This is a genomic window from Streptomyces lancefieldiae (assembly GCF_031845825.1).
GTDB lineage: Bacteria > Actinomycetota > Actinomycetes > Streptomycetales > Streptomycetaceae > Streptomyces > Streptomyces lancefieldiae.
Window position 1 is genome coordinate 1 of sequence record NZ_JAVRFH010000036.1, and the last position, 13,485, is coordinate 13,485.

General features: G+C 72.5%; 3 protein-coding genes. All 3 read left to right on the forward strand.

Annotated features, from left to right (window positions below):
- Nucleotides 1-4,319: SDR family NAD(P)-dependent oxidoreductase (locus tag RM812_RS28400; protein WP_449657849.1), on the forward strand; the 4,319-nt coding region annotated here is incomplete at its 5' end.
- Nucleotides 4,320-4,369: 50 nt separating this feature from the next.
- A complete protein-coding gene (locus tag RM812_RS28405; RefSeq protein WP_311578283.1) occupies nt 4,370-9,226 on the forward strand; it encodes a type I polyketide synthase in 4,857 nt (1,618 codons plus the stop codon).
- A 106-nt stretch (nt 9,227-9,332) separates the two neighbouring features.
- Nucleotides 9,333-13,406: a type I polyketide synthase gene (locus tag RM812_RS28410; RefSeq protein WP_311578286.1), complete on the forward strand. Its 4,074-nt coding sequence runs from the start codon at nt 9,333-9,335 to the stop codon at nt 13,404-13,406.
- Nucleotides 13,407-13,485: the final 79 nt, after the last annotated feature.

Below are 13,485 nucleotides of genomic sequence, written 5' to 3' on the forward strand. Positions count from 1 at the left end.
GTCTCCTGGCTGATGGTTTCGAGGTGTTCGTGGAGGCCGGCGCGCATCCGGTGCTGACGGGTGCGGTGCAGGAGACGGCGGAGTCCGTGGGCCGGCAGGTGTGTGCGGTGGGTTCGCTGCGCCGTGGCGAGGGGGGTCTGCGGCGTTTCCTGACCTCCGTGGCGGAAGCGTTCGTCCAGGGTGTCGACGTCTCCTGGCCGGCACTCTTCGAGGGCACCGGTGCTCGCACCGTCGACCTGCCCACCTATCCCTTCCAACGCCGGCACTACTGGTACAACGACCCTGCTCGCCGCAAGGGAGACGTGTCCTCCTTCGGTATGGCGGAGGCCGGTCACCCGTTGCTCGACGCCGGCACGGAACTCCCGGAAGGAGGTGAGCACCTCTACACCGCCCGGCTCACCGCTGACTCGCATCCCTGGCTGCTGGAACACACCCTGCTGGGTACGCCGTTGCTGCCAGGTGCGGCCTTCGTCGACCTCGTCCTGTGGGCCGGCGGAGAGCTGGGCTGTGAGCTGGTCGAGGAGCTGACGCTGACCTCACCGCTGCTGTTGTCCGACAGCGCCGCCGTCCAACTGCGGCTGGTCGTGGGCGCGACGGACGCCGAGGGACGTCGTACGATCACCATCCACTCGCGCCCGGACGCGCACCCGGGCACCGCGCGCACACCTGCGGCATCGCACGAGACGGACGCGGAGGCGGAGACCCGCAGGGACGCGGCCGACTGGACGAAGCACGCCCAGGCGACGGTCGCCCCCGCCCCTGCCGCCCCGGCTTCCGGCGCGGTCGCGGACGGGAACCTCGGTTTCCCCGCGGCGGAATGGACCATGGCCGCGACGGAGTCGGACACCTTCCTGGCCGAGGACTTCTACGCGTCCTTCGCCGCACGCGGTTACGGCTACGGCCCGCTGTTCCAGGGCGTACGGTCAGGCCGCCAGGACGGGAGCGACGTCTACGCCGAAGTCGCGCTGGACCAGGGTGCCTTGCCGCCCGGCGAGCGATTCGGCCTGCATCCCGCGCTGCTCGACGCGGCGTTCCAGACGATGCGTCTGGGATCGTTCTTCCCCGACGACGGACAGGCGCGCGTGCCGTACACCTTCCGTGGGATACGCCTGTACACCCCTGGGGCCGAGCGCCTGCGGGTCCGTGTCTCGCCGGTCGGCGACGATGCCGTACGCGTGGAGTGCGCCGATGAGCAGGGGCGGCTCGTCTGCGAGATCGACGCCCTCGTCGTGAGCCCGGTCTCCCCGGACCAGTTGCGGCCTGCCGGACAGGACGCGACCCAGGACATGCTGCACCGGGTCGAGTGGCCCGTACTGCCCTCGCCGGCCGCCGGCACCACGTCTACGACCGCCTTCCGCTGGATCGTGGTCGGGGACGAGGACGACGGCCCCGGGCTCGCGGAAGTGCTGTCCGGTGCCGGCATACGGACCGAGCGTCACCGGAACCTGGCCGACGCGCTGACGGCCATGCGGACCCCGGCGGACACGGCAGGGTCCCCTGCTGCCACCGACACGACCTCCCTCATAGCCGTCCCCCTCTCGCAGTCGCCCACCATGGACGCCGTCGCGGTGCGTCACGCCGTCCACCAGGCCCTGGAACTGGTACAGGGCTGGCTGTCCGCGGACGAAGCGGCAGGAGAGGGCGGGGGTCCGGGAGCGGACGGGCGCCTGGTGCTGATCACGAGCGGCGCGGTGTCCACGGGTGACGCGGACCCGTTGCGGGACCCGGTGGCTTCGGCCGTCTGGGGTCTGGTCAGGTCTGCGCAGTCGGAGCAGCCGGACCGCTTCGTACTCGTGGACCTCGACGAGGGTGCCGTGGACGGGGCGGCCCTGTCAGCCGCGATCGGTTCCGGCGAACCGCAACTCGCGCTGCGCGACGGGAACGTGCACGTGCCCAGGCTGGCGACCCTGTCCGCGCGGGACTCGCAGATGCTGCTGCCGCCCGCCGGCACTCGGGCCTGGCATCTGGTCGGCGCCAGTACCGGAACCCTTTCGGACCTCACGCTCGTGCCGGCGCAGGCCGACACCGTTCCGCTCGCACCGGGGCAGGTGCGGATCGCGGTGCGAGCGGCCGGCCTCAACTTCCGGGACACGCTCATCGCGCTCGGCATGTACCCGGGGGAGGGCGTGATGGGCGCCGAGGGCGCCGGCGTGATCACCGAGGTCGGCCCGGACGTGGCGGGCCTCGCCGTCGGGGACCGGGTACTGGGCATGTGGACCGACGGGTTCGGGCCGTACGCCGTGGCCGACCACCGCATGGTGGCCCCGATGCCGCGCGACTGGTCCTACGCGGAGGCCGCCTCGGTACCCGCTGTCTTCCTCAGCGCCTACTACGGACTCAAGCACCTGGCCGGTCTGCGTGCAGGCCAGTCGGTGCTGGTGCATGCGGCGGCGGGTGGCGTGGGCATGGCCGCGGTCCAACTGGCCCGGCATTTCGGGGCCGAGGTCTTCGGCACGGCCAGCCCGGCCAAGTGGGACGTACTGCGGGCGCAGGGCCTGGACGACCGGCACATCGCCAGTTCCCGGACGCTGGACTTCGCAGCCCGGTTCCTCGACACGACCGGCGGGCGCGGCGTGGACGTCGTCCTGAACTCACTCGCGGGCGACTTCGTCGACGCCTCCCTGCGACTGCTGCCGCGCGGAGGGCAGTTCGTGGAACTGGGCAAGGCGGATGTACGCGATGCCGTGCAGGTGGCCGCCGACCGGCCGGGAACCGGCTACCGGGCCTTCGAGCTGATGGAGGCCGGACCGGAGCTGATCGGCCGCATGCTCACCGACCTGCTGGAACTGTTCGAGTCCGGGGCGCTGCGCCTGCTGCCCGTCACACCGTACGACGTCCGGCGGGCACCCGATGCCTTCCGTACGCTCAGCCAGGCCGGACACGTCGGCAAACTGGTACTGACGATGCCGCCGGCCTTCGATCCGCACGGCACGGTACTGATCACCGGCGGCACCGGAAACCTGGGCGGAACGCTCGCCCGGCATCTCGTGACCGAACACGGAGTGCGCCACCTGCTCCTGGCCGGGCGGCGGGGAGCCGAGGCCGAGGGCGCCACTGAACTCGTGCGGGAACTGAACGACCTGGGCGCCTCCGTGACCGTCGCCGCCTGCGACGTCGCCGACCGTGCGGCGCTCCGGAGCCTGCTCGGCAGCGTACCGCCGGAGCGTCGGCTCACCGGCGTCGTCCACGCGGCGGGCGTACTCGACGACGGCGTCGTCACCTCATTGACCCCGGACAGGATCGACGGCGTCCTGCGACCCAAGGTGGATGCCGCACTCAACCTCCACGAAGCCGCCCTCGATCCCGAGCTCGGCCTCGACCTGTCGGTGTTCGTCCTGTTCTCCTCCGTCGCGGCCCTGCTCGGCGGCGCGGGCCAGGGCAGCTACGCCGCCGCCAACGGCTTCCTGGACGGACTCGCCCAGTACCGGCGTGGCCGCTCACTGCCCGCGCTCTCGCTCGGCTGGGGTCTGGCCGGGAACGGACGGATGACGTCCCACCTGGATACCCAAGCTCTGCTCCGGCGCATGGCCAGGGGTGGTGTCCTGCCGCTGTCCCCGGCGGAGAGCATGGCACTGTTCGACGCGGCCCAGGGCTTCGACGAGGCGCTCCAGATGCCGGTGCGCTTCCACACCGCCGCCCTGAGCACCGACGGGAACGTCCCGCCGGTCTTCCGCGGACTGGTCCAGGGCGGGGCGGGGAATTCCGCGGCCCGCCGCGGGAACGCCGGGCCGTCGTCCTCGGGTGCTCCCGTCGGAGGCGACCCGGCGAACCTCCCCGACCGGCTGTCCGGACTGACCGAGGACGAACAGCGGGCGCTGCTCCTCGACACCGTGCGCACGCACGCGGCCCTTGTCCTCGGCCACACCGGCGCGGACGGCATACAGGCCGACCGGGCGTTCAAGGACCTGGGCTTCGACTCGCTGACGGCCGTCGAGATGCGCAACCGGCTCGCCGCCGCCACGGGGCTGCACCTCGCGGCGACGCTGGTCTTCGACCACCCCGCTCCGGCGGACCTCGCCGAGCACCTCCGCTCGCGGCTGGTTCCCGAGGAGTCGAACGTACCGCCGCTGCTCGCCGAGCTCGACCGACTCGAAGCAGCGTTCAAGGAGCTGACCGCCGCCGACCTTGGCTCGGTCGCCCCCGACGAGATCGCCCGCGACGAGATCGCCGTACGTCTCGCCGCCCTTGGTTCCCTGTGGGACGGACTCCACGGCAGTGGCAGGGCGCAGAAGCACGGCGACTCGATCGTCGAAGACATCGACTCCGCCGACGACGACCAGATCTTCGCCTTTCTCGACGAGAGCTTCGGCGACTCCTGACCGCAGGCACCACCGTACGGACCGACGACTCAGCTGACTGGTGATGAGAGATGGCGACCGAACACGAGCAGAAGCTCCGCGACTACCTCAAGCGGGCCACCACCGAACTCCACAAGGCCACGGAACGGCTGAAGGACCTGGAACACCGCGCTCACGAGCCGATTGCGATCGTGGGGATGGGATGCCGGTTCCCGGGCGGGGCGTCTTCGCCGGAGGAGTTGTGGGATCTGGTGGCGGCGGAGGTGGACGCGGTCTCTCCCTTCCCGGTGGACCGGGGCTGGGACGTGGCGGGCCTGTACGACCCGGATCCGGACGCGGCGGGGCGTGCCTACGTCCGGGAAGGCGGCTTCCTCCACGACGCGGGGGAGTTCGACGCGGGGTTCTTCGGTATCTCGCCGCGTGAGGCGTTGGCGATGGATCCGCAGCAGCGGTTGCTGCTGGAGACGTCGTGGGAGGCGTTGGAGCGGGCGGGTATCGACCCGCACGCACTGCGCGGCACGCGGACCGGCGTCTATATGGGTGCCTGGAACGGCGGGTACGCCGACGGGATTCCCCAGCCCTCGGCGGAACTGGAGGCCCAGCTGCTCACCGGCGGCGTAGTGAGCTTCACCTCCGGCCGCGTCTCCTACCTCCTGGGTCTGGAGGGGCCGGCGGTGACGGTGGACACGGCGTGTTCGTCGTCGCTGGTCGCGCTGCATCTGGCGGTGCGGGCGCTGCGCAGCGGCGAGTGCGACCTCGCCCTCGCGGGCGGTGCGACCGTCATGTCGACGCCCGATGTGTTCGTGCGCTTCTCACGGCAGCGCGGAGTGGCCGCCGACGGCCGCTGCAAGGCGTTCTCCGCCTCGGCCGACGGCTTCGGACCGGCTGAGGGCGTGGGTGTGCTGGCGGTGGAGCGGTTGTCGGATGCGGTGCGGCATGGGCGTCGGGTGCTGGCGGTGGTGCGTGGCTCGGCGGTCAACCAGGACGGTGCGAGCAACGGATTGACAGCACCGAGTGGGCGGGCCCAGTCGCGTCTGATTCGCCGCGCGTTGGGGGATGCGCGGTTGGGTGTGGGTGATGTGGATGTGGTGGAGGCGCATGGGACGGGGACGCGTCTGGGTGATCCGATCGAGGCGCAGGCGTTGCTGGCGACGTATGGGCAGCGGGATGGGGGGCGTCCGTTGTGGCTTGGTTCGCTGAAGTCGAATGTGGGTCATACGCAGGCTGCTGCGGGTGTGGCCGGTGTGATCAAGATGGTCATGGCGATGCGGCACGGTGTGTTGCCGAGGACGTTGCATGTGGATGCGCCGACGGCGGAGGTGGACTGGTCGGCGGGGGCCGTCGCTCTGCTGACGGAGCAGGAGCCGTGGCCCGAGGTGGGGCGTCCGCGCAGGGCCGCGGTGTCCTCGTTCGGTGTGAGCGGGACGAACGCGCATGTGGTGGTGGAGGAGGCGCCGGTCCCGGTGGAGGGGGAGGCCGGGGCTGGTGTGTCGTTGGCTGTGGTGCCGGTGGTGGTGTCGGGTCGTTCTGTGGGTGTGGTGCGTGAGTTGGCGGGCCGGGTTCGGGGTGTGGTGGGGGCTGGGGGGTTGGTGGATGTGGGGTGGTCGTCGGTGGTGTCGCGGTCGGTGTTCGAGCATCGGGCTGTGGTGCTGGCGGGGGATGGTGGGGAGCTGGATGCGGGTCTGGGTGCGTTGGCCGGTGGTGGTGGGGTGTCGTCGGGTGTGGTGTCGGGTGTGGTGTCGGTCGGGGGTGGCCGGTCGGTGTTTGTGTTTCCGGGTCAGGGGACGCAGTGGGTGGGTATGGCGGTGCGGTTGTGGGCGGAGTCGGCTGTGTTCGCGGAGTCGATGGCGCGGTGTGAGGCGGTGTTTGCGGGGTTGGTGGAGTGGCGGTTGTCGGAGGTGCTGGGGGATGAGGCTGCTTTGGGGCGGGTGGAGGTGGTGCAGCCGGTTTCGTTTGCGGTGATGGTGTCGTTGGCGGAGTTGTGGCGGTCGTTGGGTGTGGTGCCGGATGCGGTGGTGGGGCATTCGCAGGGGGAGATTGCTGCTGCGGTGGTGGCGGGTGGTCTGTCGTTGGAGGACGGGGCGCGGGTGGTGGTGTTGCGTGCGCGGTTGATCGGGCGTGTGCTGGCGGGGCGGGGTGGGATGGCGTCGGTGGCGTTGCCGGTGGCTGTGGTGGAGGAGCGTCTGGTGGGGTGGGCGGGGAGTTTGGGTGTGGCGGTGGTGAACGGGCCGTCTGCCACGGTGGTTGCGGGTGACACGGAGGCGGTGGAGAGGTTCGTGGCGGGGTGTGGGGCGGAGGGGGTGCGGGCACGTCGTCTGCCGGTGGACTATGCCTCGCACTCGGTGCATGTGGAGGCGTTGGGTGGTGAGCTGGAGGAGGTCCTGGCCGGTATCCGTCCGCGTACGGGGGAGATTCCGTTCTACTCGACGGTGGAAGCTGCGGTGGTCGACACGGCGTCGTTGGATGCGGGGTACTGGCTGCGGAATCTGCGTCGGCCGGTGCGGTTCCAGGAGACGGTGGAGCGTCTGCTCGGGGATGGTTTCGGGGTGTTCGTGGAGGCCGGCGCGCATCCGGTGCTGACGGGTGCGGTGCAGGAGACGGCGGAGTCGGTGGGCCGGCAGGTGTGTGCGGTGGGTTCGCTGCGCCGTGGTGAGGGGGGTCTGCGGCGTTTCCTGACCTCGGTGGCGGAGGCGTTCGTCCAGGGTGTCGACGTCTCCTGGCCGGCACTCTTCGAGGGCACCGGTGCCCGCACCGTCGACCTGCCCACCTACCCCTTCCAACGCCGGCGTTACTGGCTTGAGTCGAGCCCCTCCACGGCGGTGACCGGGACCGCCGCAGCGTCAGGAATCGAGAGCTGGCGTTACCGCGTGGCGTGGAAAGGCCTGTCGTTGCGGGAGTCGGTGCGTCTTGACGGCCGGTGGCTGCTCGTCGTGCCCGAGCACCTGGACGCGGACGCCACGCGTGTCGCCCACGACGTCGAGCAGGCCCTCACCACCCACGGCGCCACGGTCTCCCGTCTCACGGTCGACGCGACGGCGACGGACCGCGCCGACCTGTCGGCCCGGCTCACCACCACCGCGGCCGAAGAGCAGGAACCCCTCGTGGGCATTCTCTCCCTCCTGGGCACCGATGAGCGGCGGCACCCGGACCATCCGGGCGTCGACCGTGCCACGGCAGCCACGATGCTGCTCGCGCAGGCGTGCGCGGATCTGGACGTGGACGTGGCCCGGGGCGTGGAGCCGAAGCTGTGGGTCGTGACCCTCGGGGCGGTCGCGGTGTCCCCCGCCGAGCGCCCGTCGTCAGCCGGTGCCCAGGTCTGGGGCCTGGGCCGCTGTGCGGCGCTCGAGCTCCCCACCCGGTGGGGCGGGATGGTGGACCTCCCCCGGGTGGCGCGGGATGCCGGACGGCAAGGGCGACAGCTCGTGCGCGTGCTGTCGGAGACCTGTGCCGAGGACCAGGTGGCCCTGCGCGCGTCGGGCGCGTACGGCCGTAGGCTGCTGCCCGCCTCCAGCACTTCCGCATCCGCCCGCCGGGAAGCGAAGGGCGGCTACCAACCGCGCGGCACGGTTCTGGTGACCGGCGGAACCGGATCTCTCGGAGGCCATCTGGCGCGGTGGCTGGCCCGCAACGGCGCCGAGCACATCATTCTGGCCGGGCGGCGGGGCGTGGACGCACCGGGAGCCGCGGAACTGTCAGCGGAGATCAAGGAGCTGGGCGCAGAGGTGACCGTCGCGGCCTGCGACGTGGCGGACCGGGACGCGTTGCGGGTGCTGCTGGACACCCTGCCGGCCAGGCAGCCGCTGACGGCGGTGTTCCACGCTGCCGGTGTCCCGCACTCGGCTCCGCTGGCCGAGACGGATGTGGCGGGGCTCGCCGCCGTACTCTCGGGCAAGGTCGTCGGGGCGCGGCATCTGCACGACCTGACCAGGGAGAAGGAGCTGGACGCGTTCGTGCTGTACGCGTCGGGCGCCGGCGTGTGGGGGAGTGGCGGGCAGAGCGCATACGGAGCCGCCAACGCCGCACTGGACGCGCTGGCCGAGCAGCGCCGGGCGGAGGGACTGACCGCCACTTCGGTCTCCTGGGGCCTGTGGGACGGCGGAGGCATGGCGGGCGAACAGGGCGAGGAATTCCTCACCGCCCTAGGTCTGCGGCCGATGGAGCCCGAGTCGGCCGTCGCCGCACTGGGCGAGGCCCTGGACCGAGGGGACACCTGCGTGAGCGTGGTCGACGTCGACTGGTCCCGGTTCGCACAGTCGTTCACCGCTTTCCGGCCCAGCCCGCTGATCGGGGAGCTGCCCGGAGTGCGTACCGCGCCGGACGGAACGACGGGCGGGTCGTCGGAGGACCTCCCGGGCGGCGTACGGCCCGGCGGGGCAGCCGACCAGGGCGTGCTGGCACGGCTCGCCGGGGCCACGGGCGACGACCGGCGGGAGATCCTGCTCGATCTCGTGCGCCGCCACGCCGCCGCCGTACTCGGTCACCCGGGGCCGCAGCACATCGAGTCCGACGCGGGGTTCCGGACGCTGGGGTTCAGCTCGGTCACCGCCGTGGAACTGGCGAACAAGCTCGGTGCGGCCGTGGGTACCAAGATCCCCGCCACCTTCGCGTTCGACCACCCCAACGCCCGTGCCGCGGCAGCCCGTCTCGACGTCCTGCTGGCGGTGCCGAGCGACGCGGCAGCGCAGGAGGCGGAGATCCGCCAGGCACTGCAGAACGTGCCGCTGGCCCGGCTGCGGGCCGCGGGCCTCCTCGACGGTCTGCTCGAGCTCGCCGGACCGGGAGCGGAGTCCGGCGGCCGGGACGACCTGCCGGGCGACGAGCCGCATCGCGGCGGGGCCACGCCGGACGAGGAGTCCGCGCCGGCGGAAGTCGACGGTCTGGACGCCGAAGCACTGGTCGACCTCGTCCTCAACCAGTCCGATTCCTGACCGCTGCGGGCGGCGCCGGGGCCCGCCGTGCCGTCGCCGCCTTCGGCCGCACGAACCACACAGACCTCACCGGGTCACGGCCCGGAGCCCAGCTAGGAGACCACTCATGGCTCTGTCCCAGGAGAAGGTGCTAGAGGCACTGCGCACCTCCGTCAAGGACGCAGAACGGCTGCGCAAGCGCAACCGCGAACTCCTCGCGGCCCGTCACGAGCCCATCGCGATCGTCGGCATGGCCTGCCGCTATCCCGGCGGGGTCCGCTCGCCCGAGGACCTCTGGGAACTCGTCGTGTCGGGGACGGACGCGGTGGGTCCCTTCCCCGAGGACCGGGGCTGGGACGTGGAGCGGATCTACGACCCGGATCCGTCGGTCCCGGGCACGACGTACTGCCGCGAGGGCGGGTTCCTGTACGACGCGGGAGACTTCGACGCGGCGTTCTTCGGGATCGGACCGCGCGAGGCCGCTGTGATGGACCCGCAGCAGCGCCAGCTGATGGAGGCGTCCTGGGAAGCCCTGGAGCAGGCCCGGCTGGACCCGCGCGCGCTGCGCGGCAGCCAGGGCGGTGTGTTCGTCGGCGCGGCGAACCAGGGCTACGTGCCGGGCGACGCGGCGGCGTCGGGACGTCTGCCGGAGGGGTCCGACGGCTACCTGCTCACCGGCAATGCCGATGCGGTCCTGTCGGGCCGGATCAGCTACTTCCTGGGCCTGGAAGGCCCGTCCATGACCGTCGAGACGGCCTGCTCCTCCTCACTGGTGGCACTGCACCTGGCGGTGCAGGCGCTGCGCCGCGAGGAGTGCGAGTTCGCCCTGGCCGGCGGAGTCGCCGTGCTCGCCAACCCGGCCGCCTACGTGGAGTTCGCCCGGCAGCGGGGGCTCGCCCCGGACGGGCGCTGCAAGGCGTTCGACGACGCGGCGGACGGTACGGGCTGGGCCGAGGGCGTCGGCGTCCTGGTGGTGGAGAGGCTGTCGGACGCGGTACGCAAGGGGCATCGGGTCCTCGCCGTCGTGCGGGGTACGGCGGTGAACCAGGACGGTGCCAGCAGTGGCCTGTCCGTGCCCAACGGGCCCTCCCAGCAGCGAGTCATCCGCCGCGCGCTGGCCGACGCCCGGCTGGAGGCCGGTCAGATCGACGCGGTGGAGGCGCACGGCACCGGTACCCGGCTGGGCGACCCCATCGAGGCGCAGGCGCTGCTGGACACGTACGGTGAGGAGAGGAGTCCGGAACGTCCCCTGTGGGTCGGGTCGTTGAAGTCGAACTTCGGTCACGCGCAGGCGGCAGCCGGAGTGGGCGGCGTCATCAAGACGGTGATGGCGCTGCGGCACGCGGTGCTTCCCCGCACGCTCCATGTGACCAGCCCGACGCGGCACGTCGACTGGGGCGACGGGCAGGTGCGGCTGCTGACCGAGACGGTGCCGTGGCCGCGGACCGGCACCCCCCGGCGGGCCGGAGTCTCGGCCTTCGGCGTGAGCGGCACCAACGGTCACGTCATCCTCGAAGAGGCGCCGCCCGTACAGCTCGAAGCGGAGCGCCCGGCCGTGGTGGGGCGGCCGGCCCTGGTCCCGTGGACGCTGTCCGGCCGTACGGGGCCGGCGTTGCGCGAGCAGGCCGCGCGCCTGGCGGCACACCTGGAACAGCACCCGGACCTCGACCCGCTGGACGTCGGGTTCTCCCTCGCCACGACCCGCACCCACTTCGAGCACCGGACCGTGCTGCTCGCGGACGCCTCCGCCGAGGGCGGATCCCGTGCCGACGTGCTCGGGGCGCTGAAGGCGATGGCGGAAGACCGCGACCCGGGCGGGGCGGTGCGGGACACCGTGCAGGGCGAAGGGCGTACCGCCTTCCTGTTCAGCGGGCAGGGCAGTCAGCGACCCGGCATGGCGGAGCAGCTGTACGCGCAGTACCCGGCGTTCGCACGGGAGCTGGACGTGATCGCGCAGCATCTGGACGCCCATCTGGACCGGCCGTTGTCGACGGTGATGTTCGCGGAGGCCGGTTCGACGGAGGCCGCGCTGCTCGACGGCACGCAATACGCCCAGGCCGCCCTGTTCGCCGTGGAGGTCGCGCTGTTCCGGCTCTTCGAAGGCTGGGGGCTGCGCCCCGATGTGCTGCTCGGTCACTCCGTGGGCGAGCTGGCCGCTGCCCACGTGGCCGGGGTGTTCGGGTTGGCGGACGCCTGCGCACTGGTCGCCGCCCGTGGCCGGCTCATGCAGGAACTGCCGGCCGGCGGCGCGATGCTGTCGGTCCGTGCCGCCGAGCACGAGGTGCGGGACCTGATCGCCGGACAGGAGGACCGCATCGCGGTGGCGGCCGTCAACGGGCCCCGCTCCGTTGTCGTCTCGGGGGACGAGGACGCCGTCTCGGCGCTTGCCGAGGAACTGACCGAGTACGGGGTGCGGACCAAGCGCCTGAACGTCAGCCACGCCTTCCACTCCCCTCGCCTGGACTCCATGCTGGAGGCGTTCCGCCGGGTCGCGGACGCGGTGGAGTACCGCGAGCCGACGCTCGACGTGATCAGCGGCCTGACCGGCCGCGCGGCCGAGGCCGGGGAACTCACCGCCGCCGACTACTGGGTCCGGCAGGCGAGGGAGACCGTCCGGTTCCACGACGGGGTGCGCGCCGCTCGCGCGCGCGGCGTCAGCACCTTCGTGGAGCTGGGGCCGGACGGTGTGCTCTGCGGCCTGGCCCTGGAGACCCTGAAGGAGGAGACGGCCGGGGAGACGGCCGCCGAGGCGCCCGGCCGGGCGCGGGCCGCGCTGGTGCCCGTGATGCGTCGGGAGCGGCCGGAGGGCAGTACCCTCCTGACGGCGCTCGCCACGGCCTACGCGCGCGGCGTGGAGGTGGACTGGTCCAGGTTCTACGCCGGCACCGGCGCCCGCCACACCACACTGCCCACCTATGCCTTCCGGCATCAGCGGTTCTGGCTGGAGGCGGCGGCTCCCGTGCCCGCGAGGGCCGCGGGGCCCGCCGCGCCCGCGGTGGGCCCCGCGGCCGGGCCGGCCGGCGCGGAGGAGACCACCGGTCCGGCGGCCCGGCCCGCGCTGAGCGCACAGGACCTGCTCGTGCTGGTGCGGACACAAGCGGCGGCCGCACTCGGCCACGCCGAATTGGAGGACGTACCGGCCGACACCCCCTTCGGCGACATCGGTTTCGACTCGCTCGCTGCCCTCGAACTGGGCGCCGCCCTGACCGGCGCCACCGGGCTGGAGGTGCCGTCCTCCCTCGTCCTCGAACACCCCACCCCCAGGGAGCTGGCCGGGCACCTGGCAGCCGCCCTGACGGCCGCCGGTCGCGACGGCACGCCCGGCCAAGGCCCGGACGCGGCCGGCGAGAGCAGCCTGACGGCGATGTACCGGCGGGCCGTGCGGCTCGGCCGGGCCGAGCCGTTCATCGGCACACTCGCCGAACTCGCCGCCTTCCGGCCCGCTTTCCCCGCCGATCACCTCCTCGCGGCCGGGGAAACCCTCGGGCAGGCGGCCGCCGCATGGCAGCCGGCGCCGGTGTCCCTGGCCACCGCGGACGGTGCGGGACCGGAGCTGATCTGCTGCGCGGGCACGGCGGTGGCGTCGGGTCCCGAGGAGTTCACCGCACTGGCCGCGGCCCTGGACAACCGGCTGACCGTGTCGGCGCTGCGCCAGCCCGGCTTCCGCGCGGACGAGTTGCTGCCCGGCTCCCTGGACGCGCTGCTCGACGCGCAGGCCGACGCGGTGCTGCGGCACACCGGTGACAGGCCCTACGCCCTCTTCGGCCACTCGGCGGGCGGTGCGCTGGCACACGCGCTGACCTGCCGGCTGGAGGAGCGCGGCGCGGGTCCCGGGGCGCTGATCCTGGCGGACGTCTATCTCCCCAGTTCGCCGGGGGCGATGGGGGTGTGGCGCAACGAGATGCTCGACTGGGTCGCGCAGCGTTCGGTGGTGTCCATCGACGACTCCCGGCTGACGGCGATGGGTGCCTACAACCAGATGCTCCTGCAGTGGGCGCCGAGGCCCACGAAGGCGCCTGTCCTGTTCCTGCGGGCGACGGAGCCGGTGGGGCAGTGGTCCGGGGAACCGGAGAGCTGGCGGGCACGCTGGGAGGGCGGCGACCACACCGCCGTCGACGTGCCGGGCACCCACCTGACGCTGATGACCGAGCACGCCCGCCACCTCGCGGAGACCGTCCACAGATGGCTCGACGCCCTGTGAACCACCCCGGGGGGGAATGTCGCCGGGTGCCGGACGGCTGCCTCCCCCCCCGCTGTCCGTACACCGCGACACCTTGGAG